Below are 24,822 nucleotides of genomic sequence, written 5' to 3'. Positions count from 1 at the left end.
CCCCGGGGGTCACCGCCCCCACCGCAGCCCGGGGGTCTGCACGGGGGCGTCGTACAGGCGCAGCAGTTCGTCGTCGACCTGGCACAGGGTCACCGAGGCGCCCGCCATGTCGAGCGAGGTCACGTAGTTGCCCACGAGCGAACGCGCGACCGGCACGCCGCGCTCGCGCAGCACGCGGTGCACCTCGGCGGTGAAGCCGTAGAGCTCGAGCAGCGGCGTCCCGCCGGCCCCGTTGACCAGCACCAGCACCGGCCCGCTCGGCCGCAGGTCCTCCAGCACCGCGTGCACGGCGAAGTCGGCGATCTCCCCCGACGTCATCATGGCCCGCCGCTCCCGGCCGGGCTCGCCGTGGATGCCGACCCCCAACTCCAGCTCGCCGGCGGGCAGGTCGAAGGTGGGGCCGCCCTTGGCCGGGGTGGTGCACGAGGCGAGGGCGACCCCGAAGCTGCGCGAGGCCTCGTTCACCCGCCGCGCGATGGCCTCCACCCGCTCCAGCGGCGCACCGCCCTCGGCGGCGGCGCCGGCGATCTTCTCCACGAAGAGGGTGGCCCCGGTGCCGCGCCGCCCCGCGGTGTAGAGGCTGTCGGTCACGGCGACGTCGTCGTTGACGAGCACGCTGGCGACCTGGATGCCCTCGTCCTCGGCGAGCTCGGCGGCCATGTTGAAGTTGAGCACGTCGCCCGTGTAGTTCTTCACGATGAACAGCACACCGGCGCCGCTGTCGACGGCGGCCGCGGCACGCACCATCTGATCCGGAACGGGCGAGGTGAACACCTCCCCGGGACACGCCGCATCCAACATCCCCGCCCCCACGAACCCCCCGTGCAACGGCTCATGCCCGGACCCCCCACCCGACACCAACCCCACCTTCCCCGCCACAGGCGCGTCCCGCCGCACCACGACACGCCGCTCCACATCGACCGACAGCTCGGGGTGGGCGGCGGCCATGCCACGCAGGGCGTCGGCTACGACGGTTTCGGGGACGTTGATGAGCATTTTCACGGGGGGCTCCTCGGATGATGGGCGGGCTCGGCGATGTGCTGCGTTTTCGCAGGTCAGGTGTGCTGGCGCGAAAGATTGATCTTGGCGGTCGGCGACGGTCTCTGGCGGTACTGATGCTGACCTGATGCTGACTTTACTGACGCATAATCAGTTTTGCGGGTAGGTCACTGAGAGTGATGGGGGATGTGGTAGTCGAGAGTGACCGCAAGCGGAGGTCGGCCGGGATGGCTCGTGCCGGGTGTGCCGGCAGGCTGTGGCAGCCAGCCCCATAGAGGTAGGTCGCAGACATGCCCATGGGCTACCCGATCAAGGCGTCGGAGTATGCAGCGCCACCGTAGTGAGGTGCTCCCGGCTGAGCGTGGGCGCGGGCTGTTGTCGCCGGTGCCCACGTTGTGCTTATGAATGCAGGATGGCTTCGACCGCGGCGTTCTTCGAGGGCCGGTCGGGTCCACAGGATCTCGCCCAGTGCCGTCGCGGCTGAGGTCATGCGGTCGCGCTGGTCTGCCCCAGCCGGATCGAGCACCGTGGGGGTGCCCACGCCGCGTGTGAGGGCCGGCATGGGAATGCCGGCGATCCGCCCCAGGATGGGAGTGCCATAGCGGGCCAGTTGCTCGAGGAGCACGGATCGGCTGGACAGGTCGAGGAGGAGCGTGCGGTCGTAGAGCCGCCGCGCTTGGTCCAGGGTGTCGTTGAGGGTGTCGACTCCGGAGGCGTGGGTGCCGCCCCAGATCTCCCCGGGGGTGGGGTTGATTCTCAACCGTGTCCACGGCGGCGCAGCGGTGGGGACGGGTTCGGTTGCCCACCGGACAGAATTGTTCTGCCGGAAGAACGTGCCTTGGTGGCTTGAGCGTTCGATCGACAGGACGGCGCAGTGATGTCCCTGTGCGGCCCAGACGGCGGCCATGTGCAAGCCGATGGCCCGGAGTTCTTCCGCATGCACGTTGTTGGGGACATGCTCGAGAGGGGTCAAAGCCGCTACGCGGCCGTCGCTAACGAACTCGTGCACGGTTGGCCGTGGGTGTCGTGGACCGCAGACGTACCCATCCTCAGGCTGCGTGTGCGAGGGGCCTGGTTGCGCTTTGCTGATGAGAGACCAGGGCGGCGACGGCTCGGACGGTCTCGGGCAGTTGTTCCCGGCGGCCGCGGTGGCGGGCTAGTGTCCTGAGTCAGTGATCCGTCGTTGATTGGGCATGGGGCGTCCTGGGCCGAAGCTGGCTGAGTTGGTGTTATCGGAGCACCAGCGACAGGTGCTGCAGGGATGGGTGCGGGCGCCTTCGACACCGCAGGCTCTGGCTCTGCGCTCGAGGATCGTGCTGGCCTGCGCGGAGCTCGATCCCGACGGCCTGCCGCGTTCGGCGAGTGCGGTCGGCCGCGAGCTCGGGGTCACGACCGAGACGGTCTCCAAATGGCGGGCTCGGTTCGTCCGGCACCGGCTCGACGGCCTGGGGGATGCTCCCCGGCCGGGGCGGACCCGCACGGTCAGCGACGGCCAGGTCGCCGCCGTTGTGAAGGCCACGCTGGAGACGAAGCCGAAGGACGCGACGCACTGGTCGACACGGTCGATGGCGGCTAAGACGGGCTTGTCACAGTCGACTGTCTCGCGCATCTGGCGGGCCTTCGGTCTCCAGCCACACCGGACTGAGACGTTCAAGCTGTCCACCGATCCGTTCTTCATCGACAAGGTCCACGACGTGGTCGGGCTCTATCTCGACCCGCCTGAGCGGGCCCTGGTCCTGTGTGTCGATGAGAAGTCGCAGATCCAGCCCTGGACCGGTCCCAGCCTGTCCTGCCGATGATGCCCGGGGTGCCAGAGCGGGCCAGTCACGACTACCTGCGGGCCGGCACGACCACCCTCTTCGCCGCACTCGACGCGGCCACGGGCAAGGTCATCGGCTCACTCCACCGCTGGCACCGGGCAGCCGAGTTCAGGAAGTTCCTGGCCAAGCTCGACCGCGAGATTCCCGCCGGTCTGGACGTGCATCTGATCTGCGACAACTACGTGACCCACAAGACTGAGTCGGTCAGGAGGTGGCTGCTGGCGCATCCGCGCTTCCAGCTGCACTTCACTCCGACGGGATCGTCCTGGCTGAACCTGGTCGAGCGGTGGTTCGCCGAGCTGACCAACAAGAAACTCCGCCGCGGCGTCCACCGCTCCGTCCAGGCCTTCGAGCGCGACATACGGAATTGGATCGCCAGCTGGAACGACAACCCCCGCCCCTACGTATGGACCAAGACTGCCGATCAGATCCTCGAATCCCTCGCCGCGTACTGCCGACGGATCACTGACTCAGGACACTAGGGACCGTCCGGTTGGTCTCAGCCCTGGTGGATGAGCGCGGGGCCGCCGAGCGTGCGCGTGTCGTAGGGGTAGGCCAGGGGCCCCACTCGTCGGCCTCGAGCGCGTCGATCGCGATCAGCGCGTCGGACGCGTTCTCGCAGCGCGGGTGCCGCACGGCGAAGGCGGCGATGCGGGCGCGCAGGGTGGGCAGCCAGGCGGCTATGAGCCGCGGGTCGCCGTCGTACCACCAGGTGAACTTCAGCTCTTCCCAAAGGAGTTCGGTGGCCCAGCCGAAGGCGAGGCGGACCGCTCCGGCGTCCGCTTCGGGACCGGTGAGCCCGGCGATGTGGTCCAGCCATGGCTACAGGCCGCCTGTCGCATGGGCGATCCCCTCGGTCAGATCGGTGATCTCCCAGTGCGGCCGGCTGTCGGTCACGGCGATGCGCAACAGCGCCCGGAAGGCGCGCTCGGCCGCGGGCCAGTCCGCGAGTCGGGCACCGCGCAGGCCGAGGCACCCCAGCTCCGGGTGGCCGCTGTTGGGTGAGGCCGGTGCAAGGCAGTGTTGTGAGGTGACTTGTCCTGCAATGCGCGATGCGTAGTCCAGGTTGTATTCGGAGCCAGGGCGTGCATTCGCGCCTCGACGCGTCGGAGGTGCCCGCGGCCAGGGCATCGGTGGTGCCCTCGCGGGGTCAGCTCAACGGCATACCCCACCGCGTCGGGCTCCCGAGGCGCAGCCCCACGAAGGACCGTGGACTTGAGTGAGGTGCCCGCTCAGGACAACGGGGATGTTCAACTCCCGAAGTTTGTCCATGCGCCGGTGGCGTGCCGGAAGTCGTGTGCGAGTTGGGTGGTGACTGCGGCCGGTGTGGGGAGCGCCAAGTGGTCCTGGTGCAAGCGGTCCGCGCACTCCTGATGGCCGTCCAGGTTGTCGAAGAACTCGTCGAGTGCGTCGGCCAGGCCGGCGTCGTCGAGGTCGTCGGGCCACAGCCGGCGCCCACTGCCGGTGGCCTCCACCTGACTGGCGTTGACGATGGCATCGGCCGCCCAGGCCAGGATGAGTTGCGGGACGCCGTAGCTCACCGCGGCCATGGTGGTGCCCGCACCGCCTTGATGGATGATCGCTGCGCAGCTCGGCAGCAGCAGGTGCAAGGCGACCGGGCCGACGTGGATGACATTGTCGGGCAGGGAAGTGAAGCTGTCGCGTTGGTCGTCGAGTACCGCGACGACAACCTCGATGTCGCGGCCGGCCAGCGCCGCCACGATCCGGGGTGCCAGAAATGCCCGTTGCCAGCCGAGTTGGTGCAGTGAACCGCCCCAGGTGACGACGATGCGCGGTCGCTGTGCCGGTGTGCGCAGTCGGTGCGGCAGCTTGGCGGGCCCGTTGTAGGGGACGTACCGCATGCCCTGACGGGGCAGGTCGGCGGCAACCTGCAGCTGCGGCGGGCACGGGTCCAGTGTCAGGTCCCCGAATGCGTTGCTCGCCTCCAACTCCCGCCGCGTTGTCAGCCCGCCGAGGAGGTCTTCCTCGGTCCGGTCGGGATCCGTGATCGAGGCGAGGAAGTCGGTCGCCCAGAGAAGGCGCAGCGCGGGGATGCCGAAGTCTCGCGCGATACCGGGGCCGAGGTAGGCCATCGGCTCGTAGACGACGAAGTCCGGGCGCCAGTGCTCCGCGAATCGATAGGTGTCCTCGGCGATGGCGACCGCACAGTCGGTCGCCGCCTGCACGGCAGCCGCGCCCCGGTGCTCGATTGCCGACCGCTCCAGGGAATCTTGCTGGTGTGCCCGGCGGAGTCGGTCCTTGACGTCCACGTCCTCGCCGACCGGGAGCGCGACCAGGCCGGCCTGGGTGATCGTCGGGGCGAATGCGGGCTGCGCGGCGACGACCACCTCGTGACCTGCCGCACGCAGCGCCCATCCGAAGGGCGTCATGGGATACAGATGCGACCCCCAGGGCCAAGTGATGAACAAGGCGCGCATCGTTGTTTCCCTCCTCTGTGCCGCCGTCTGCGGCCAGCCTTCGCCGCCGGACTCCGGAATGGCTGGTGTCCGGCTGGTCGGCGAGGCCCCCAGTTCCTTCCCAGCGGTGTTCGACCGGGCCGTCCGATGCTGAGGCGACCGAGCTACGCGACCGGGAGGAACTGCGGTGTCACAGGCCAACCGTGCCACGGTGGAAAAGGTCCCATTCAGCGATGTGCCGGCGAATCGTCGCAGGGGTGGTGAGATCAGGATTGGGCTGAGCCCGAGGACCGTCGGCTCGGTGTCGGGGTTCATGGGCACGGTGACCCTTGAACCGGGCGACTATGTTTCCGAGCACTACCACCCGTATTCCGAGGAGTTCCTCTACCTGGTCCGGGGGAACTTGGTCGTGACGGTCGACGGTGTGGACATCGATCTCGCCCCTGACGAGGCGGTCATGGTGCCGATCGGCGCACGGCACCGGCTGGTCAACCACGGCAGCGAGACGGCGCTTGCCGTGCTCCATCTCAGCCCGTTGGCGCCGGAACCCAGGCTTGGCCATGTGGACACCGAGCCCCAGCCCAACGCGGACGAACCGACTCTGCACGTCGGGGGCAGCGACTGATCCTGTGGGAACGGGGTCGCTGTGATCACAGCTCCAGTGCCTGGACGCGAACGTGGTCGACGAGCCTGGCCTGTTCCAGGAAGTCGGTCTGGCCGTACCGCTGGTGCCGCGCACCGCGGGTCTGGGCGACGAATTCCGAGATGGTCGTCATGAACTGGTCCTCGGCAGGGACCACGACCTCACGTTCGTGTTCCGGGCGTACCAGTTGGATCACCGGACTGAACGTCGCGGGCGGCGTGTACGCACGGTCCACCGACAGCGAGCCCTCGCTGCCCGACAGCCGGTAACTGCACCGGTAGGCATGCTCGAAACCGAAGGTCACGTGAGCAGCGGGGCCGGACGGTGAGGCGAGCAGAGCGTGGCCCGCGACATCCACGCCGCGCGCCGGGTCCGTCTTCCGCGTGGCACCCGCAACGGTCAGCCCGGCGCCGAGGAACCGGGTCGCGGCATACAGCGGGTACACACCGACGTCCAGCAGCGCACCGCCGCCCAGGTCGCCGTCGTATCGCACATCCGTCGCGGGTAGGGGCGGAATGGTGAAACACGCTTCGACGCCGCGCAATTCGCCGATCTCTCCCGCCGTGACCAATTCGGATACGGCCGCGTGCAGCCGGTGGCGGGCGGCGGTGAGATTCTCCTGCAGGGTGAGTCCGAGCAGGTTCGCGGTGGCAGTGAGGGCGAGGGTATCCGCGTGGCGGGTGGTCAGCGGCTTTTCCGCGAGTATGTGTTTGCCGGCGGCCAGTGCCGCCGCGATCCATTCGGCGTGCAGGCCGGTCGGCACGGGAATGTAGACGGCGTCGATGTCATCGCGTCGCAACAATTCCTGATAGCCACAGGCGACCGGTATCCCGAAGCGGGCCGCATGGTGTTCGGCTTTGCCCTGTGTGCGGGAGGCCAGTGCGACGAGCCGCGCGGTGGGGGCGGCGAGGAGGGCCGGAATGGTCCGGCGCACGGCGATATCGGCGCAGCCGAGCACGCCGAAGCGCAGGGGCGCCTGCCCGTCGTCCTCGGTCATCGGTCGGACCCCACGGCCTGGAGGCAGGCCAAAAGGCTGCGGGCCTCGACATTGATGTAGTAGCTGTGTCGCAACAGGGCCTTCAGCTGGTGGACGCTTGCCCAGCAGAAATCCGGTGGCAGTTCCACCGGGAAGTCTTCGCCTGCTTCGATGAGCATGTAGCGGTTCTCGGAGTGGTAGAAGCGCCCGCCTTCCTCGGTGAGGACGGAGTCGAACAGGACGCGGTCCGCACCGGCGCCGAGGACATAGTCCAGGAAACGCGGCGGGTGACGCGGGAAGTTCGAGGGAGTGCACTGCACGGTCGGGCCCAGTTCCGCGGCATCCTGTACGCCTGCCTGGAACCGCGCCTGAACCGCCAGGTGGGTCACCCCGTCGAACTTCTTGACGACGAAGGCCGAGACGCCCTGCCCATGGGGAAAGAGCATCGGCTGGTCCCATTCGACGACTTCCCGGCCGGCGGTGGTGACGGAGACGCCGATGATGTCGAAGTACAGCCCCGAATCGTGTGTGATCCGCTCCGGACCGTATTGCCATCCCTTGATGTCCCGCAGGGAAGTCTGCCGGGTCGTGACTTCGTGCCTGCTCTTGACCTCGGTGAACCACCGGAGCAGGTGGGTGGTGTCGGGCTCGTCGCGGTCCCCGTCCGGCAGACACGACAGCACCGAGCGGGTGTCCATGTTGATCAGCTGCTCGACCCTCAGCAGCCGCCGCAGATCGCGGACGTCTGTCCAGCGGTAGCCGTCGTCGACCGCGATGTCCTCCTCGACCAGGACAATCATATTGCGATTACGCTTGCGCAGGAACCACGAGCCTTGTTCGGACTGCAGAACATCGACCAGGACGGTGTGGTGCTGCGGATCCGTGAAGTACTCGAGATAGCGGGTAGCGCTCCCGTTGTGCGCCCGGGTGTAGTTGCTGCGAGTCGCCTGAACAGTCGGCGACAACTGCATCATCTTCGCGTTGCCCGGTTCCATCTTCGCCTGTATCAGGCATTGCAGGGCGCCGTGGTGTTTCCGGACCAGAAGTCCGAGGATGCCGATCTCCGGCTGGCAGATGATCGGCTGGCTCCACTCGGGAACGGTGCCGTGGGTCGTGCGGGTGTGCAGCCCCTCGATCGTGAAGAATCGTCCGCTGCTGTGCCTGATGTTTCCGCTCGACGCGTCCAGGTGCCAGGACCGCATCTGCGCCAGCGGGATTCGGTCGACCGAGCACGAGGTGGCGTGCACCCGCCTTTCGAACCAGGCAAGGAACTCCTGATCGACTCCGGAGTCGACCAGTCCCGGCCATCGTTGGAGCACGTCAATATCCGCGGTCTGCCGCGTGGCCGAGCCGTCTCCGCGATATCGGCGCATCGGTGTGCCTCCGCTCCTCAAGTCAAGGCCCTCGACGGTCCACGGTCCGCCACCGTGCTCGTGGATGACTGGGGCGCGATTGGGGGGGCCGCGCCGTAAAGAGTTTCGACAGGGTTCGGGCCGGTGATGTTCAACGGATTTGCCTCCCAATGCAGTTGTGCCAGTCGCCCTGGCCGGACGTCGTCGCATAAACTGTTGCCCTTATGCGGATACTCGTCACCGGCGGAGCCGGCTTCATAGGGGCGCAGTTCGTACGGGCAGCACTGCTTGGTGAGTTGCCCTCGGGAACGGGCGCTCGGATCACGGTCCTGGACAATCTGACGTACTCGGGCAACGAGGCGAATCTGGCGCCGGTCGCCGGGCACCAGGGCCTGGCCTTCGTGCGCGGCGACATCCGCGACCCGGCGACCGTGGACGCGGTGATGGCCGGTCAGGACGCGGTGGTGCACTTCGCCGCCGAATCGCACGTGGATCGCTCGATCGTGGACGCCTCGCCGTTCGTGACCACCAATGTGCTGGGTACGCAGGTCTTGCTGAACGCCGCGCTGCGGCACAAGGTGGGCCGGTTCGTCCATGTCTCGACCGACGAGGTCTACGGCTCGATCGCCGAGGGCTCATGGACGGACGACGCACCGCTGGCGCCCAACTCCCCGTATGCCGCGTCCAAGGCGAGCTCGGACCTCTTGGTGCTGGCCTACCACCGCACCCACGGCCTGGACGTGACGGTGACGCGCTGCTCCAACAACTACGGCCGTTATCAGTTCCCGGAGAAGATGATCCCCCTCTTCGCTACTCGGCTGCTGGACGGTCACAGCGTGCCGCTGTACGGGGACGGCAGTCATGTCCGCGACTGGCTGCACGTCTCCGACCACTGCCGCGGTATCGACCTGGTGCTGCGCCGCGGCCGGCCGGGCGAGGTCTACCACATCGGGGGCGGCACCGAGCTGTCCAATCGGGAACTGACCGAGCGGCTGCTGGCGGCCTGCGGGGCGGGCCCGGACCGCATCCGACACGTCGCGGACCGCAAGGGCCACGATCTGCGGTACTCCCTGGACATCTCGAAGATCAGGGACGAGCTGGGGTACGAGCCGCTGACCGGCTTCGACGAGGGGCTGGCCGACACGGTGGCCTGGTACCGCGACAACCGGGAGTGGTGGGAGCCGCTGACCGCCCGGGCGGAACTTCCGGTATGACGTACGACCGGCCGGAGGCCACCTGACGTGGTCTCCGGCCGGTCGGCCCGACTGCCCGTCGAGAGGGCGCCGCGACGGCGTCAGGTCGGCAGCCCGGCCATCGGGGCCGTCGCGAACTCCTTCATCCCTTCCTCGAAGCTGATCCGGGGCCGCCACCCGAGCTCACGGATGATCCGGTCGGGCGAGGCCACGATGTGCCGGACGTCGCCGATCCGGTACCTCCCGGAGACCGCCGGCATCGGCGCCCCTGCCGCCCTGGCGAGGGCGTGGGCGACGTCGCCGATGGTGTGCGGGGTGCCGCTGGCCACGTTGAATGCCCGGTGCCCGGTGCCCGTCCACCGCTCAGCGGCCAGGCTGGCCTCGGCGACGTCCTCGACGTGCACGAAGTCGCGCATGGGCCCGCCGTCCTCGTAGACCACGGGTGCCTCTCCCCGCGCGACGGCGCTGCGGAAGACCGCCGCTACGCCCGAGTAGGGGCTTTGGTAGGGGATGTCCGGCCCGTACACATTGTGGTACCGCAGAGAGACGGCCTGGCCTCCGGTCTCGTTGGCCCAGACGCCCACCAGGTACTCCTGGGCGAGCTTGGTCACCGCGTAGATGTTGCGGGGCGGGTCGAGCGGGTCGGTCTCGCTGACCGCGCTGGACACCAGCTCGGTGCCGCATTCCGGGCAGCGCGGTTCGAACCGCCCCGCGTCCAGATCCTCTCGACTGCGCCGACGTGGCAGCACCCGGCCGTGTACGGGGCAGTCGTAGCGGCTGTCGCCGTAGATCGCCACCGAACCGGCCAGCACCAACCGCCGCGTCCCGGCCTCGGCCATGGCGACGAGCAGGTTCGCCGTTCCCAGGTCGTTGCAGCCGACGTGGTGGCGGGCGTCGAGGATCTCCCGTCCCCGGCCGATCACGGCCGCGTGGTGGCTGACCAGGTCGACGCCGCGCAAGGCGGTCTCGACGGTTTCCCGGTCGCGCACGTCTCCCCGGACGAATTCCACGCCGTCGGGCAGCGGTGGGGGAACGCGCTGCCGGTGTGTGTCGCTCAGCAGCGCGTCCAGGACCCGTACCTCGTGCCCAGCCCTGGTGTAGGCCGCGACCACACGGCGCCCGATGAACCCGGCTCCTCCGGTCACCAGCACCTTCACGGGCGGGGCCCACCGTTGACTCGGCATGCGAAGCCCATGAAGTACCGCTCCCTGCGGACCTCCAGCACCTCGTCGAAGACCGAGCGCAGCACGGCCACGGCCTCGTTGCTGGGGGTGAGCTGGGTGCGATAGGCGCCGGTCTTGAGCCGGCCCGCCGAGGCGCGAATGATCAGCGCAGTGCCCAGGAACGAGGCGGTGCGCGCCAGATGGGGCGCGACGCCGTACCGCTTGCGCTGGAACTCGTGGAAGTTGTCGCCGGTCCACAGGTTGCCGATGAAGACGCCGCCGGGCTTCACCATGGAGCGGAGCCGGGTCAGCACCTGCCGGAGGTCTCCCAGGTGGTGGATGGCGTCCAGGCACTGCACCAGGTCCGCCTGTTCCAGGCCGTTGTCGGCCCAGAAGTCGCCCTCCACCAGCCTGAGGTCGTCGCGCCGCACCCGCTGCGCCGTGCGTGCCAGGCCCTCGGCGGAGATGTCGATCGCGGTGATCTCGACGGCGGGCGTCAGCTTTGCGGCCATCGCGGTGAACTCACCCGTGCCACAGGCGACTTCGAGAACCGACTTGGCGTCCTGCCCATGGGTGCGGAGCAGATCGGCGATCGTCTCCTTCTGGGTCAGGAACTCGGGTCGCAACTGTACGTGCTGCTCGGCCGCGGCGCGGTCCCAGAAACGTCCGGCCCAGTACTCCCGGCCGTCCGGGGGGAAGCCCTCCAGCAGCGCTCTGCCGCCTCGAGCCATCAGTTCTGCCAGCATGTCCGTCCTCCCGGAGCAGTAGATCGACACGAAGAGCGTCAGACGCCCACCTCGAGGGGTGGTCCAGCCGTGGTAGTCCACGCGGCCATGGCAGCGCAGGCGTCCGGCCTCACCGGGCGCGGACGGCGCATGACGGAGGCCCGGCACACGGTTGTGGTCGGTATGCCGGGCCCCCGCGGGTCCGCCCGCCTTACGACGCCCCGAACAGGCGTAGCGCGTTGTCGCGTTCGACCAGTCGGCGGGCGTCCGCCGGTAGCGTGTCCAGCGCCTGGGCGCACGACGCGACGGGCTCGGCCGGTGCGGCACACCAGTCCGTCCCGAACAGGATCCGCTCCGGCCCGGCGACCGCCAGCAGCAGGCTCAGCGCGGACGGGCCCACCAGGGCGGTGTCGTAGTGGAAGCGCCGCAACGCGGACCTGAGCCGGGCCGGTTCGATGTCGTAGAACGCCTCGCCGAGCACCTCGATCCGCTCGGCCGCGTACGGCAGGAAGCCGCCGCCGTGTGCCAGGACGAAGGAGATGTTCGGGTACCGCTCCAGTGCGCCGGACCTGATGAGACCTATGGCGCCGCGGGTGGTGTCGAGCAGGAAGTCGGCCAGGACGGGGGGCGCCGCCTCGACCGGTCCGCCCGGCAACGTCATCGGATGCACGAGCACCACGGCGTGGCGGCGGTCCAGCTCGGCGAGGAGTGGTTCGAACAGCTCGTCGCCCAGGTAGTGGGATCCCGCATGCGGCACCAGGACGACCCCGTCGGCGGCGAGTTCGTCGTAGACGAAGTCGAGTTGGTCGAGTGCCTCGTCGACGAAGGGCATGGGCAACGCGGCGAGCAACCCGAACCTGCCGGGGTGGTCGGCCGCCAGTGCGGCGACGGCCTCGTTGGCCCGGCGGGTGAACGCGGACGCCTGCCTGGCGTCGCGGAACAGGTCCCCCGGGATCGGGTTGGACACCACGGCACGTTCGATGCCGTGGGCCTCCATCACCTCGAAGGTGCTCTCCAGGGACCAGGGGAGGACGAACCGGGCGCCGTTCTCCCTCATGAGCGTGGCGATCTCCGGCGTGATCGCGTGGTGGTGCACATCGATGCGGCGCGGAGCGCTCATCGTCTACCTCCTGTGGCCGTCGGCCGGTGTCAGTACTCCGCCCGGACCTCGTACAGGCCGAACACCGATCCGGCTTCCCGGTTCTGGTACGGCCGCAGCGGCGCCGTCGCGCCGCGGTGGTCTGGCCCGCTCTCCCACGCGCGGAAGGCGTCCGCGTCCCGCCACTCGCTCAGTACGGCCCACTCCTCCGGCGCGGCGAGGCCCTGGAGCAGCTCGTTGCGGAGCAGGCCGGGGGTGCCCTCCAGCTCGCGGCTGACGCGGTGGTAGAGGTCCTCGACGCGGTTCTCCTCCCCGGGGGCGACCCGTAGGTGGAGCAGGACCCGCACGCTCCCCTTCATGCGGCACCGCCCTTGCCGGTGAGGCGGTACAGCGTCCGCATGGTCGTCATCTCTCCCGCGGAGCGGTACGGCGCCAGGGATCTGCGGTGTTCTTGGTGGCCGGCGCTGCGTTCGTAGGCGAGGAAGGCTTCCTTGCTGACCCAGTCGCTCACGATGTAGTAGGTGCCGTCCCCCTCGCCGCGGGACAGATCCTGGCCGGTGTTGCCCGGGTTGTCGGCGATGCGGGCCGCGCCGGCCAGCCATGCCTCCTCGAATTCCTTCTCCATGCCGGGCTGTATGTCCATCCGCAGGGTGACGCGGTAGAGCGGTTCCGCCATCTCAGATGCCTCCGTCCACACTGACGGTGGCGCCGGTCATGTAGGACGCCAGGTCGCTGGCGAGGAACAGCACCACGTGGGCGAGCTCTTCGGGCGTGCCCAACCGCCCCAGAGAGGTCATCGTCCGGTACCGGGTGCGCACCTCCTCGGACAGCTCCACCTCGGTCTGGATGACGCCCGGGGACAGGACGTTGACGCGGATGCCACGGGGTCCGAGCTCCTTGGCCAGCGAGCGGGTAAGGCCGATCAGCCCGGCCTTGGCCGCGGTGTAGTGGGCGCGGTGGTGGATGCCCGCCAGCGCCGAGCCCGAGCCGACGTTGATGACCGAGGCGCCGGGGCCGAGCAGTCCGACGGCCCGGTGGACGACGTCGTAGGCGGCGGTCAGGTTGGTGTCGAGGATCTCCCGCCAGCCGTCCATGCCGAGGTCCTCGATGGGGACGTGGGTGATGCGGCCGGCGTTGTTGACCACGACGTCGAGTCCGCCGAGGCGTTCCCGGCAGGCTTCGACGAGCCGCTGGACGTCTTCGGTCCTGCTGACGTCGGCCGTGACGAAGTGATGGTTGCCCGGCGTGTCCTCGAGCTCGCGCGCGAGGGCGGCGGCGGCCTCGCCGCCGGTGCGGGAACACGTGACTACGCTGGCGCCGGCCTGCGCTAACGCGCGGGTGATGGCGGCGCCGATGCCACGCGTTCCGCCGGTGACGAGGACGCGCTTTCCGGTCAGGGATATCTGCATGGTGTGTCTTCCCCTCCTGGGGAGCAGTGGGGCTCAGCCGAGCCGGACGGTGGCCACGATGTTGGTCGCGAAGGCGAGCAGCGCGACCGCGGTTCGGGTGGTGTTCCAGGCCCGCCACCTGCGCCGGGGATCGGTCTCGGCCCAGTCGGGGGGCTGCGCGGCGGGGCTCAGGGACATGACGTACCGGTTGACCGGGACGTTCTTGGTGATGGAGATGCCCATCACGCACAGCAGCAGCCCGGCCGCGGTGGCGAACCCCACCCGGGCGGGGCCGTCCCCGGCGGTGATCGCGAGCAGCACGTCCAGCAGCACAGTCAGGCCGTTGGTCAGCGGCATGACGGGGTCGAAACGGGGCCGCAGGAAGTGCACCATCTGCACGTACCGCTCGTAGGGCAGACTCAGCATCATCGGCGCGAAGCCGATGACGGTCGCGGTCATGATCCCCGCCGCGATGCCGTTGGCGAGGAGGGCGAGAGGGGCCAGTACGGTGCTCATTCAGGACCGCTGGGCTCGCTGTTCGACAAGTTCCTTGATCCGCTCCATCTGGATGACGGTGTTGCGGTTCATCCGCTCCTCCATGGCCGCATCGTCGAGCGGGGCCCCCGGGTTCAGGTGGAAGTCCTGCACCCACCGCATGCGCACGCCCTCCGCGGTCGGGCGGTACTCCCAGAAGATCTCCATGTAGGCGAAGGGGCCGCGTTCCACGCGGTGTGCTCGGACCGTGCCCTGCTCCTTGTCCATCCGCCGCTCGGAGACCCAGCTCCACTGGGCGCCGTCGTCGTCGGGCACCGTCGTCAGCCGGAAGGTGATGGTGTCGCCGTCGTGTTGGAGGACTTCGGCCGACGCGTACTCGCTGAACAACGCGGGCCAGGACGGCACGTCGTTGGTCATCTCCCAGACCAGGTCGTAGGGGGCGGCGATGACGATGCTGTTGTCGACGTGGCCCGCGCTGGAGGCGCCGTTGGCCATGGCGATGACCTCGCGGGGCGTGCGCACCATCTCGATCACCCGGTCGGGGTCTTTCACCTGGTGCTCGGAGTCGAGCACCGCGGCGATCTCCAGCATGGTGAGCGAGTCGAAGCCCAGATCCTCGAAGGTCACGTCGATGATGTCGCCGTCGATGGCGTCGATGTCGCCCGCGGCCTTCCGTAGCACGCCCCGCAGGTCGTCGAAGGTGAACCCGGTCTTGGGGGTGGTTCCGAGGTCCGTTGACATTATTTCCTCCACTTATCGCAGTTCGCCGGTGAGCACGACGGCCGAGTTGTGGCCCCCGCGGCCGCGTGCCAGGACCAGTGCGGTCCGCAGGGCGGCGGGACGCGGCCGGTCCAGCACGAGGTCGATCCGGTAGCGCTCGGGGACGTCGGGGTCCCCGGTCGTCGGCGGGATCACCGAGTCGCGGAGAGCCAGCAGCGCGGTGGCGACGTCGAGGGCGCCGCCTCCGGCGTACAGCCGGCCGACCATGGTCTTCGGCACGGTGACGGGGACGCCGTACGGGCCGAAGACCGCCTCGATCGCCTCCGCCTCCCGTTGGTCGAGTTCGGGTACGGCGGCGCCGTCGGCGAAGACCACGTCGATGTCCGCAGGGGTCAACGCCGCCCGGTCAAGGGCCAGTTCGATCGCCCGGCGCAGCCCCGGCTCGCCGCCGCTGCCGGGTCTGGGGTCGAAGGTCGCCGCGTGGCCCACCAGGTACCCGTAGGGCCGGCGGCCCGGTGCGGGGCTGCCCTCGACGACGAACATCGCCCCGCCCTCGCCGGGGGCGTGCCCGTCGGCGTGCCGGTCGAAGGGGCGGAACGCCCGGTCGGGGTCCGTGTGGGGGGAGATCCGACCGTCGGCCCGCTGGCAGGCCAGGGCGTACGGGGACAGCGGGGCCTCCGTGCCGCCGGTGAGCACCACCCGGGCGCCTTGCTGAAGCACCCGCCCCGCCTGCGCCAACGCGTCGAGCCCAGCGGCCTGCTCGGTCACCACGACGCTGCAGGGGCCGCGCGCCCCGTGCCGGATGGAGACCTGACCGGTGGTCGCCGCGTAGAACCAGGCGATGGACTGGTAGGCGCTGACGTTGGCGGGGCCTCCGGTCCACAGCTTCCCGATCTCCCGCTGGCCGAACTCGTTGCCTCCGGAGGAGCTGCCGGTGACCACTCCGATCTCGTACTCCGGGACGGTGGCCAGATCGGTGCCGGAGTCCTGAAGGGCCAGGGCGGTCGCGGCCAGGCCGAACTGCGTCCACCGGTCGGTCCGTACGATCAGTTGCGCGGGCATGTACTGCGCCGCCTCGAAGCCGGTGACCACGCCGGCGACACCGTCCAGGACGGGTCCGATGGCGCTCTTGCCGTTCAACAGCTGTTCCCAGTACGCCTCGTGGCCGATGCCGAGGGGTGCGACCACGCCGATACCGGTCACCGCACAGGGGCGCATCACGTAGCCTCCGCTGTTTCGGGGCGGCCCAGTACCAGCGCGCTCTGGAACCCGCCGAATCCGCTGCCGACGCTGAGGACCACGTCGGTGGTGTGCTCACGTGCCACGCGCGGCACGTAGTCGAGGTCGCACTCGGGCTCCGACTCGGTGAGGTTGGCCGTGGGCGGCACCACCTGGTGCTCCAGGACGAGCGCGCACGCCGCGGCCTCCAACGCGCCGATGGCGCCAAGGGAGTGCCCGATCATCGACTTGATGGAGCTCACCGGCACCTCGTAGGCGTGCGCGCCCAGGCTGCGCTTGAAGGCCGCCGTCTCGTGCCGGTCGTTCTGCCGGGTTCCGGAGCCGTGGGCGTTGACGTAGCCCACATCGGACGGGTCCACGTGGGCCAGGTCGAGCGCCACGCGGATGGCCTCGCCGAGCTCCCGGCCGTCCGGTCGCAGTCCCGTCATGTGGTACGCGTTGCTACGCTGGGCGAAGCCGAGCACGCTGCCGTACACGTGCGCGCTCCGGCGCCGGGCGGCCCCCGCCTCCTCCAGGATCAGGACGGCCGCGCCCTCCCCCAGCACGAACCCGTCGCGGGTGCGGTCGAAGGGGCGGGAGGCGTGCTCCGGATCGTCGTTGCGGGCGGTGGTGGCCTTGATGGCGTCGAAGCAGGCCGCGGTGATCGGCGAGACGGGGGCCTCCGAGGCGCCCGCGATCACGACGTCCGCGACGCCGTCCTCGATGAGCTGTGCGGCCTTCCCCACCGCGTCCAGGCCCGACGTGCAGCCGGTGGACACGCACTCGACCTGGCCCTGGGCGCCGTGCTCCCACGCCACCTCGGCGGCGATCGAACTGGGCACGAGGTAGTCGTAGAGCTCGGGTACGCCCTGGCGCTGGTCGACCTGCCAGGAGCGGCCGTGGTCGCTCACCCGGAGGTAGTTCTCCTCCAGCCGCGTGGTGCAGCCGACCGCGCTCCCCATGACGACGCCGACCCGCTCGGGCGGCAGCTCGCCGAGCACCAGACCGCTGTCGGCCATCGCCTCGCGGGCCGAGACCAGCGCGAACTGCGTCACCCGGTCCAGCCGGGCGGCCCGGTCGGCGTCCAGCCCGGCGGCGACCGGGTCGAAGTCGCACTCGGCCGCGACACGGGAACGGAACCCGGAGGCGTCGAACAGGGAGATCGGCCGGGTCGCGGTGCGGCCCGCCGTCAGCAGGTCCCAGTAGGCCCTGACGCCCAAGGCGCCCGGCGAGACGACTCCGAGGCCGGTGATGACCGCCTTCCGTCCGGCCATCACGACATCCCCGTCCCGCACATGGTGGGCCGCCCGGAGCGGTTCCCGGGCCGGTGACGGACGCCGCTCATCGCGCCGACCACTCGTAGAAGGGCTGCGCCATCGCGTCACGCGGCTCGCGCCAGCCCGGGTCGTACGGCGTGACGAACTGGGCCAGATCGGCGCTGAGGTCCTGGAACCGCCTGGTCGATCGGGCCCTTTCCAGACCGGCACCGATGCCGTCTTCCGACTCGATCAGGTGGAAGTACAGGTCGTGGAAGCCGAAGAGCGTGCGACGGCTGACGCCCACGTCATGGGGGAGGTCGGTGGTATCGGAACTGGCGAACAGTTCCGCCACCCGCTGCCGGTGCACGGGCTCCAGCCGGGCGACGATGAGCGTCCGATGTGGCATGCCAACGGTCCTTTCCTGGTTCCTCCGCGAGGACCAACCCACCATTGGTTGCGTTAGTCGACTTTCGGTCCAGCGAAGTTGGTGCTCTTGGGACGGCGGCTGGGGGTACGAGCGGCACTTGACCGACTCCCGAGGCCGCCGGCCCAGGGTGAAGCCCGGCTTATCCGTGCGTCGGAAGGACGTCCCGTGACCGGCAGGACCCTGAGATATCCGTTCGCGTGGCAGTCCCCGTCCGAACAGCCGAAGGAACTCGCGGGACTTCACGACGAACCCGTCGTCACCGTCGTGCTGCCGAGCGGCGACGAGGCACTGCTCGTCACCCGGTACCACGACATCCGTGCGCTGCTGACCGACCCCCGGGTCAGCAAGAACAGGAACCGACCCGGCGTCGCCAGGATGACGCCCCACAAGGTCAAGGCGTTCCAGAGCCAGGTGTCCATGGATCCGCCCGCGCACCCCCGGATGCGGTCCCTGATCTCCAAGGCGTTCACACCGGCCCGGGTGGAGGCGCTGCGGCCGCGGATCCGGGAACTGGTCGACGAACTGCTCGACGCGATGGAGGCGGGGCCCCGGCCGGTGGACTTCGCCACGGCCTTCGCGTTCCCGCTGAGCATCCAGGTCATCTGCGAGCTGCTGGGCGTGCCGGCCGACGAGCGTGAGCAGTTCGCGCTGAAGCAGACCCCTCCGTGGGACTACATGACGGAGCTCATCGAACGGAAACGCGCCGCCCCGGGCGACGACCTGATCAGTGCGCTGATCGAGGTCCACGACGAGAAGGACGGCCGCCTGGACGCCACCGAGCTGCACTGGTGGTCCACGATGCTGCTGCTGGCCGGGTACGAAACCAGCGCGCACCAGCTGTGCAGCATGGTGGTGATGCTGACGTCCCACCCCGACCAACTCGCCAAGATCGCAGAGGATCCGGGGCTGGTGCCCGCCGCCGTCGAGGAACTGCTGCGCTGCCAGGTGGTGGGCACCTCACTGTCGATGCTGCGGTACGTCACCGACGACATCGAGGTCGGCGGTGTCACCATCCCGCGTGGCTCCAGCATCATCACCGCTCTGGAGGTCGCCAATCACGACCCGTCCGCCTTCCGCTGCCCGGCCCGCTTCGACGTCACCCGCTCCGGGGACGCACCGCAACTGACCTTCAGCGTCGGCCGGCACTTCTGCGTCGGGGCCTCGCTCGCCCGGGCCGAACTGCAGATCGCCCTCGCCTCATTGCTGCACCGCTTCCCGAACCTGCGGCTCGGCGTGCCGACGGACCACCTGGTGCGCACCGAGGACGCCTTCACCCAGGGCTTCCGTGAAGTCCCCGTGACCTGGTGAGCCCGTACCCGGAAAGGCCCCTGCCATGAGTGAACGATGCCCCTATCCCTTCCCACGCCCCACGGCGTTGGGCATCCCGGAGCGCCTCGCCGGGATCCACGACCAGCCGCTGGTGCCGGTCGTGCTGCCGAGCGGCGACGAGGCCGTCCTGCTGACCCGGTACCGGGACGTGCGGCAGGTGCTCACCGACGACCGCCTCAGCCGCAATCTGGACCGGCCGGACGCGGCCCGCATCAGCCGGCACAACAGCATGTTCCAGGACCCGCGTATCAACCCGGACCCGCCCGAGCACACGCGGGTGCGCAACCTGGTCGCCAAGGCTTTCAGCGCGGCCCGGGTACAGCGGCTCGAACCGCAGATACGCACCGTGGTCGATGAACTCCTCGACGCGATGGAACGCTCCGGCGGCCCGCTCGACCTCAACGAGGCACTCGCCTTCCCGCTGCCGGTGCGCGTCATCTGCAGCCTGCTCGGAGTACCCGACGAGGACGTGGCGCTGTTCCGGCACTGGACGTCGGCGTTCCTGTCCGTCAGCCACTTCCCGCCCGAGGAGATCCGGGCGGCGATGGCGGAGATGAGCCGCTATATCGCCGCCCACATCTCGCACCGCCGCGCGCACCCCGGCGACGACCTGGTCAGCGCGATGATCCGGGCTCACGACGAGGAGGGGCGGCTGAGCGAGTACGAACTGCAGTGGTGGTGCCGGCTGCTCCTGCTCGTCGGATACGAGACGACCGCGACGCAACTCGGCGGCGGCATCGCCATGTTGCTCAGCCACCCCGAGCAGCTGCGGCTGCTGCGGGCGGATCCGGCGCTCCTGCCGAACGCGATCGAGGAGCTGCTCCGCTGGAAGATCGTCGGCTCCTCCGTGTCGATGCTGCGGTACGCGACCGACGACATCGAGCTCGAGGACTGCGTGATCAGGAAGGGTACGAGCGTCATCCCCGCGGTCGACTGCGCCAACCAGGACCCCGACCGCTTCCCCGATGCCCGGACCTTCGACATCACCCGCTCCGACAACCCGCACCTCACCTTCAGCCTCGGCCCCCACTTCTGCATCGGCGCCTCGCTCGCCCGAGCGGAGCTCCGCATTGCCACGGAGGCTCTGCTGGCCCGTTTTCCGAACCTGCGGTTGGCGGTACCGGCCGAGGAGCTGAAGAGGGAGGAGGGGGCGTTGTTGGAGGGGTTCACCGAGATTCCGGTGAGCTGGTAGCACCCCGAAGGCATGCCCCGCCCGGTCGCCCTCGCCGACGTCGGAACCTGCCGGCGTCGGCCGTCACCCCACCCCGGCCAGGACGGTGCCCCCGGCTCGGCCGGCCCATTCAGCGGAGGTCAGATGTCCCCGTCCGAAGCAACGTCCCCGGCGGCGCGGCAGGCTCCGGCCGGCCGCCCCGGCCTGCCCGCCCCGAGGTCGATCGCGCAACGCCGCGCCGACACCGAGCGGCTGCTGGCACAGGAGCGGCACCTCTGGATCGCCAGCAAGGGGCCCCACCCGCACATGGTCCCGCTCTCCTACGTCTTCGACGGCGGCGTGATCACCATGCTCACCCGCCGGTCGGGTCGTACCGGCCGGAACCTGGCTGCCAACGGTCTGGCCCGGGCGGCGTTCGGCTCGGCGACCGACGTGGTGCTGATCGACGGCACCATGGAACTGACCGATCCGGCTGACGCCCCGGCCGAGGTCCGGGCTCGCCACGCCCGTCTCCCGCTCGATCCCGACCGCGTGGAAGGCGCCGTGAGCGTGTGCCTGACACCGCGCCGCATCCAGGCATGGCGGAACTTCGGGGAGATGCGGGACCGCGTCATCATGAACGATGGCGTCTGGCTCGACTGAACCTCGCGGACGTCCCGTGCCGCGGGTGCGTGGGCCCGCCGCACCAGCCGGTGACCAGGCCCACCCCCGCGCCCGCGGTTCAGACCGTGCCGCCCGCGGCCGCCACGCCCGCCATCGCCTCCGCCGCCCCCCGCACCACCGCGAGCTGCCCCGCCAGTGTGCGGCTGAGCACCGTGAGCCCCAGCGTCGTGACCCCCGCCGCGGCGTATTCGGCGACCCGTGGCGCGATGCGGTCCACCGGGCCGATCAGGGCGGTGCGGTCCATGAAGGCGAACGGGACGGCTTTGGCCGCACCCGCCCGGTCGCCCGCCGCGCAGCGGGCGTGGATCTCCTCGGCGGCCTCGCCGAAGCCCATTTCGGTGGCGAGCGCGAAGTAGATACCGCGTTCCTTGCTGGCCAGGCCGATGAAGTTCGCGTAGTAGCCGCGCAGTGAGTCGGCGGCCTGTTCCGGGTCGTCGGCGATGGCGATCGGGACCGAGGGGACGACCTCGAAACCGTCCAGGGTGCCCCGTACCTCGCGCACGTGCTCCAGGGATTCGGCGATCCGCCCCGGCGAGCTGAAGACACCGACCCAGCCGTCCGCGATCTCCGCGGCCAGTCGCAGACTGCGGGGGCGGACGCCGGCCAGGTAGACGGGAAGGTCGGCGCGGACCGGCGCGGCGGCGAGATGGGCCGCCTCGTCGGCCCCTTCGGGCGGCAGCGGGTAGTGGCGGCCGGGATGGCGGACGGGCTCACCGCGCAGCGCCATCCGTACCACCGTCACGTACTCGCGCAGGCGGCTCAGCGGCTCGGTGAATGGCACGCCGTACCAGCCCAGGGAGACGTCGGGGTTGGACACCCCGAGACCGAGCCGGAACCGCCCGCCGGACACGCTGTCGAGGGTGGCCGCGGTGAGCGCGGTCATCACGGGGGTGCGGGCGGGCACCTGCATCACTCCGGACGCCAGCGCGATCCGCCGCGTGCGCGCCGCCACCGCACCCAGCACCGTGGGGGCGTCCGAGCGGAACCCCTCCGGTACGAGGGCCATGCCGTATCCCAGCCGCTCGGCCTCCTCCGCTACGTCGCAGGCGGTCTCGTGGGACAGGAAGACTCCCAGCTCCATGGCTGAACTCCTTGATCGGATGCCCGCATCCTCACCGCGCGCCCTGGAGGACGGGCGGAGCCGTGGTCGACGCGGGAGGGCGGCATGGTGTCCCGTTCCAGGCGTGCTACACCGCGACCCGAACGATCCCCGAGCAGCGGGCCGCAGGATGGGGCCCGGGGCCGACCCGGCCCGGGGAAAGGCCCGATCAGAGAAGGTTTCTGCCATGCGCGTGCTGTTCGCCAGTTGGGCGTGGGCCTCGCACTACATGCCGCTCGCGCCCCTGGTCTGGGCGCTCCAGGCGGCGGGCCACGAGGTCCGCGTCGCCAGCCAGCCGGCGCTGACCGGGGTGATCAACGACTCCGGCGCGGCTGCCGTGCCCGTCGGCCCGGATCTGGACCACGGGGAGGTACGGGGCCGGCAGATGGCGGGGATGACGTTCTCGGACGTTCCCCGGGTGCCGACAGCCGGGTCCTCCATGGCGGGCTGGCCGCCCGAGCGGCTGCGCCGGGTGCGGCAGGTGTTCGGGACCTTCGCGGCGTACTCCGACGCGATGCTGGACGACCTCGCCACGTTCGCCCGGTCCTGGCGGCCCGACCTGGTGGTGTACGACCCCACCACCTACGCGGGCCCGCTCGTCGCGGCGGCGCTCGGTGTGCCCGCGGTGCGGCACGTGCACGGCATCGACGTCACCTACCAGGCCCGGGACATCGTCCCGGATCTGATCAGGGACATGGCCGGGCGCCTGGGGGTGGGCGAGGTGGACGTCCTCGGACACGCGACCGTCGACCCGTGCCCGCCGAGCCTGCAGATCCCCTCGGACGTGCGCCGGATCGCCGTCCGCTACATCCCCTACAACGGCCCTGCGGTGCTTCCGCGGTGGTTGCGAACCCGGCCCACGCGGCCCCGGGTCTGCGTGACGTGGGGGACGTCGACCAGCCGTATCACGGGACCGGAGACGTTCATGCCGGCGCGGCTCGTCCGGGCGCTGGCGGAGCTGGACGTCGACGTCGTGATGGCCCTGACCGGCGGGGACGCGGACCGTCTCGGCGACGTCCCGGAGCAGGTGCGGGTGGTGGACTCGCTCGCCCTGCACCTGGTGCTGCCCGAATGCGCCGCGATCGTCCACCAGGGCGGCAACGGCACCGCCCTGACGGCCGCGGTGCACGGGGTGCCGCAGCTCGTCCTCCCGCAGATCCCGGACCAGATCTTCCAAGCGGAGCGGGTGCTGGCGGCGGGAGCCGGGGACGTGCTGCGTCCCGGGGAGTTCAGCGAGGCCGAGACGGCCAGGAGGCTCGACGCGGTCCTCACCGCCGACAGGTACCGCGGCCGTGCGCGGGCGCTGCGCGAGGAGATGCGGGACCAACCCGCGCCGGCCGAGGCGGTCGCCCGGCTTGAAGAGCTGGCTGCCGGGCGGTGCTCGCCGGCTGCCCGGAGACTGAAGGAGGCAGACTGATGCGTGCGTTGTTCCTCACCTGGGCCTGGGGGTCGCACTACTACCCCATGGTGCCGTTCGGCTGGGCGCTGCGCGCCGCGGGCCACGAGGTCATGGTCGCCAGCCAGCCCTCGTTCGCCAAGACCATCACTCAGGCCGGGCTGCCCGCGCTGCCGGTCGGCGACGACATCGACCTCAAAGCCCGCATCGCCATACCCGGAAGGAAGCGCCCGGCGAGCCGGGACGAGGGCGACCAGGGGCGTGCCTCGGCAGCCAGGCGCGGGCTGCGGGACATCGGCTGGACGGCGGCGCCCGCCGAGAGCGCGGCGGCGATGGCGGTCGACACCTACCGGTTCGCCGAAAGCTGGAAGCCCGATGTCGTCGTGTACGAGCCGATGGCCTACCTCGGCCCCGGCCTCGCTCACGATCTGGGCGTGCCCGCGCTGCGCCTGCTGTGGGCCACCGACTTCGCCGCCTCCCTCGTCCAGCGCAACCCGGACATGCTCACCCGCCTCGACGGGCAGCTCGCCCAGGACATGGCAAGGTCGTTCGGCGATGTGACGCTGGATCCGTGCCCGCCGTCGCTGCAGCTCACCGACGACGACGTGGTGCGCAGACCGATGCGGTACGTGCCCTACAACGGCCCCGCCGTGCTGCCCACCACCCTGCGCACGCCCCCCACCCGGCCACGGATCGCCGTCACCTGGGGTGGTTCGCTTTTCGACCTGGGCTGGCATGACGGCATCCTCGGCCCCCGCGTCGTACGCGCCCTCGCCGGACACGACGTCGAGATCGTGATCGCCACCAGCGAGGCCCAACGGCACCTCTACACCGACCTGCCGGGCAACGTCACCCACATCGGCCCCATCGCCCTGCACCTGCTCCTGCCCTCCTGCGACGCCATCATCCACCAGGGCGGAGCCGGCACCACCATGACCGCGATGACCACGGCCACCCCCCAACTCATCATGCCCTGGGCCCCCGACGCCCTCGTCAACGCCGAGCAGATCGAGAAGGCCGGCGCCGGACGGTACCAGTCCACCCTCGACCTCGACGACGCCGCGCTGCGCGCCACCGTGGACGCCTTCCTCGCCGATCTGCCCGTCCACCAGGAGGCCGCCGACCTCCTGCACGCCGAACACCTCGACATGCCCACCCCCGCCGACGTCGCTCGCCACATCGAAGAGATCGTCCCGGTGGACGGCGACTCGCGCCCCTGACCGGCGTACCCCCCCCAACCATCCGCGGTGACTCCCGCAGTACGAAAGGC

24 protein-coding genes and 2 pseudogenes are annotated in these 24,822 nt (G+C 70.1%); 8 read left to right on the top strand and 18 right to left on the bottom strand.

Features of this window, described 5'->3' with window-relative positions:
- Positions 1–9: 9 nt before the first annotated feature.
- Together dhaK and AB0G59_RS11070 are read right to left on the bottom strand one after the other, a co-directional pair.
- Positions 10–1,002, bottom strand: a complete 993-nt coding sequence (dhaK, locus tag AB0G59_RS11075; RefSeq protein WP_071964473.1) for a dihydroxyacetone kinase subunit DhaK — start codon at positions 1,000–1,002, stop codon at positions 10–12.
- 298 nt (positions 1,003–1,300) lie between these two features.
- Entirely contained in the window at positions 1,301–1,972 is a 672-nt protein-coding gene (locus AB0G59_RS11070) for a hypothetical protein (RefSeq protein WP_360910241.1), read from the bottom strand.
- A gap of 220 nt (positions 1,973–2,192) precedes the next feature.
- On the opposite strand from AB0G59_RS11070, the pseudogene AB0G59_RS11065 reads away from it, so the two are divergent.
- A pseudogene (locus tag AB0G59_RS11065) lies at positions 2,193–3,301 on the top strand (IS630 family transposase).
- 768 nt (positions 3,302–4,069) lie between these two features.
- Here the strand turns inward: AB0G59_RS11065 and AB0G59_RS11060 are convergent.
- Positions 4,070–5,257, bottom strand: a complete 1,188-nt coding sequence (locus AB0G59_RS11060) for a nucleotide disphospho-sugar-binding domain-containing protein (protein ID WP_360910239.1) — start codon at positions 5,255–5,257, stop codon at positions 4,070–4,072.
- A 166-nt stretch (positions 5,258–5,423) separates the two neighbouring features.
- On the opposite strand from AB0G59_RS11060, the gene AB0G59_RS11055 reads away from it, so the two are divergent.
- Entirely contained in the window at positions 5,424–5,861 is a 438-nt protein-coding gene (locus AB0G59_RS11055) for a cupin domain-containing protein (protein WP_360910237.1), read from the top strand.
- A 25-nt stretch (positions 5,862–5,886) separates the two neighbouring features.
- On the opposite strand, the gene AB0G59_RS11050 is transcribed toward AB0G59_RS11055, so the two are convergent.
- Complete coding sequence (locus tag AB0G59_RS11050) at positions 5,887–6,876, bottom strand: Gfo/Idh/MocA family oxidoreductase (protein WP_360910235.1); 990 nt, start codon at positions 6,874–6,876, stop codon at positions 5,887–5,889.
- Complete coding sequence (locus AB0G59_RS11045) at positions 6,873–8,228, bottom strand: NDP-hexose 2,3-dehydratase family protein (RefSeq protein ID WP_360910233.1); 1,356 nt, start codon at positions 8,226–8,228, stop codon at positions 6,873–6,875. Before AB0G59_RS11045 ends, AB0G59_RS11050 begins: the two co-directional genes overlap by 4 nt.
- Before the next feature lie 203 nt (positions 8,229–8,431).
- On the opposite strand from AB0G59_RS11045, the gene rfbB reads away from it, so the two are divergent.
- The gene (rfbB, locus tag AB0G59_RS11040) at positions 8,432–9,421 is read left to right on the top strand and encodes a dTDP-glucose 4,6-dehydratase (RefSeq protein ID WP_360910231.1); all 990 of its coding nucleotides are present in this window, start codon (positions 8,432–8,434) and stop codon (positions 9,419–9,421) included.
- 80 nt (positions 9,422–9,501) lie between these two features.
- On the opposite strand, the gene AB0G59_RS11035 is transcribed toward rfbB, so the two are convergent.
- From AB0G59_RS11035 to AB0G59_RS10980, 12 genes and pseudogenes are all read right to left on the bottom strand, one after another.
- The gene (locus tag AB0G59_RS11035; RefSeq protein WP_360910229.1) at positions 9,502–10,584 is read right to left on the bottom strand and encodes an NAD-dependent epimerase/dehydratase family protein; all 1,083 of its coding nucleotides are present in this window, start codon (positions 10,582–10,584) and stop codon (positions 9,502–9,504) included.
- The gene (locus tag AB0G59_RS11030; RefSeq protein WP_360910227.1) at positions 10,554–11,309 is read right to left on the bottom strand and encodes a class I SAM-dependent methyltransferase; all 756 of its coding nucleotides are present in this window, start codon (positions 11,307–11,309) and stop codon (positions 10,554–10,556) included. Before AB0G59_RS11030 ends, AB0G59_RS11035 begins: the two co-directional genes overlap by 31 nt.
- 190 nt (positions 11,310–11,499) lie before the next feature.
- Positions 11,500–12,408 carry an amidohydrolase family protein gene (locus AB0G59_RS11025; protein WP_360910225.1) on the bottom strand — a complete coding sequence of 303 codons (909 nt, stop codon included), beginning with the start codon at positions 12,406–12,408 and terminating at the stop codon, positions 11,500–11,502.
- A gap of 29 nt (positions 12,409–12,437) precedes the next feature.
- Positions 12,438–12,746, bottom strand: coding sequence for an antibiotic biosynthesis monooxygenase (locus AB0G59_RS11020; protein WP_360910223.1), 309 nt, complete (start codon positions 12,744–12,746; stop codon positions 12,438–12,440).
- On the bottom strand, positions 12,743–13,063 hold the full coding sequence (locus tag AB0G59_RS11015) for an antibiotic biosynthesis monooxygenase family protein (RefSeq protein ID WP_360910221.1): 321 nt from the start codon (positions 13,061–13,063) through the stop codon (positions 12,743–12,745). Before AB0G59_RS11015 ends, AB0G59_RS11020 begins: the two co-directional genes overlap by 4 nt.
- 1 nt (position 13,064) lies before the next feature.
- Positions 13,065–13,796 (bottom strand): SDR family NAD(P)-dependent oxidoreductase, encoded by a 732-nt coding sequence (locus tag AB0G59_RS11010; RefSeq protein WP_360910219.1) that lies wholly within the window; start codon positions 13,794–13,796, stop codon positions 13,065–13,067.
- A gap of 33 nt (positions 13,797–13,829) precedes the next feature.
- The gene (locus tag AB0G59_RS11005) at positions 13,830–14,291 is read right to left on the bottom strand and encodes a DUF1772 domain-containing protein (protein ID WP_360910217.1); all 462 of its coding nucleotides are present in this window, start codon (positions 14,289–14,291) and stop codon (positions 13,830–13,832) included.
- Positions 14,292–14,765, bottom strand: a complete 474-nt coding sequence (locus AB0G59_RS11000; RefSeq protein ID WP_360910482.1) for an SRPBCC family protein — start codon at positions 14,763–14,765, stop codon at positions 14,292–14,294.
- A gap of 9 nt (positions 14,766–14,774) precedes the next feature.
- Positions 14,775–15,011: pseudogene (locus AB0G59_RS10995) on the bottom strand (acyl carrier protein); the annotation flags it as partial.
- 12 nt (positions 15,012–15,023) lie between these two features.
- Positions 15,024–16,208: a ketosynthase chain-length factor gene (locus AB0G59_RS10990; protein WP_360910481.1), complete on the bottom strand. Its 1,185-nt coding sequence runs from the start codon at positions 16,206–16,208 to the stop codon at positions 15,024–15,026.
- The gene (locus AB0G59_RS10985) at positions 16,208–17,482 is read right to left on the bottom strand and encodes a beta-ketoacyl-[acyl-carrier-protein] synthase family protein (protein WP_360910215.1); all 1,275 of its coding nucleotides are present in this window, start codon (positions 17,480–17,482) and stop codon (positions 16,208–16,210) included. The genes AB0G59_RS10990 and AB0G59_RS10985 overlap by 1 nt, the downstream gene beginning before the upstream one ends.
- Before the next feature lie 67 nt (positions 17,483–17,549).
- Complete coding sequence (locus AB0G59_RS10980; protein WP_360910213.1) at positions 17,550–17,873, bottom strand: TcmI family type II polyketide cyclase; 324 nt, start codon at positions 17,871–17,873, stop codon at positions 17,550–17,552.
- Between the two features lie 186 nt (positions 17,874–18,059).
- On the opposite strand from AB0G59_RS10980, the gene AB0G59_RS10975 reads away from it, so the two are divergent.
- The 3 genes from AB0G59_RS10975 to AB0G59_RS10965 all read left to right on the top strand — a co-directional run bounded on the left by AB0G59_RS10975 (position 18,060) and on the right by AB0G59_RS10965 (position 21,036).
- Positions 18,060–19,202, top strand: a complete 1,143-nt coding sequence (locus tag AB0G59_RS10975) for a cytochrome P450 (RefSeq protein ID WP_360910210.1) — start codon at positions 18,060–18,062, stop codon at positions 19,200–19,202.
- A gap of 25 nt (positions 19,203–19,227) precedes the next feature.
- Positions 19,228–20,415, top strand: a complete 1,188-nt coding sequence (locus AB0G59_RS10970) for a cytochrome P450 (RefSeq protein ID WP_360910208.1) — start codon at positions 19,228–19,230, stop codon at positions 20,413–20,415.
- A 123-nt stretch (positions 20,416–20,538) separates the two neighbouring features.
- Positions 20,539–21,036 (top strand): pyridoxamine 5'-phosphate oxidase family protein, encoded by a 498-nt coding sequence (locus tag AB0G59_RS10965; protein WP_360910206.1) that lies wholly within the window; start codon positions 20,539–20,541, stop codon positions 21,034–21,036.
- 79 nt (positions 21,037–21,115) lie between these two features.
- Here AB0G59_RS10965 and AB0G59_RS10960 read toward each other — a convergent pair whose 3' ends face one another.
- Complete coding sequence (locus AB0G59_RS10960; RefSeq protein ID WP_360910204.1) at positions 21,116–22,138, bottom strand: LLM class flavin-dependent oxidoreductase; 1,023 nt, start codon at positions 22,136–22,138, stop codon at positions 21,116–21,118.
- 205 nt (positions 22,139–22,343) lie between these two features.
- Between AB0G59_RS10960 and AB0G59_RS10955 the strand changes: the two genes are divergently transcribed.
- Together AB0G59_RS10955 and AB0G59_RS10950 are read left to right on the top strand one after the other, a co-directional pair.
- Positions 22,344–23,573 (top strand): nucleotide disphospho-sugar-binding domain-containing protein, encoded by a 1,230-nt coding sequence (locus AB0G59_RS10955; RefSeq protein WP_360910202.1) that lies wholly within the window; start codon positions 22,344–22,346, stop codon positions 23,571–23,573.
- Complete coding sequence (locus tag AB0G59_RS10950) at positions 23,573–24,772, top strand: nucleotide disphospho-sugar-binding domain-containing protein (protein WP_360910200.1); 1,200 nt, start codon at positions 23,573–23,575, stop codon at positions 24,770–24,772. Before AB0G59_RS10955 ends, AB0G59_RS10950 begins: the two co-directional genes overlap by 1 nt.
- The last annotated feature ends 50 nt before the right edge of the window (positions 24,773–24,822 follow it).

Source organism: Streptomyces sp. NPDC021096 (assembly GCF_040641275.1).
GTDB lineage: Bacteria > Actinomycetota > Actinomycetes > Streptomycetales > Streptomycetaceae > Streptomyces.
This window is presented reverse-complemented; position numbering and strand designations above follow the sequence as displayed.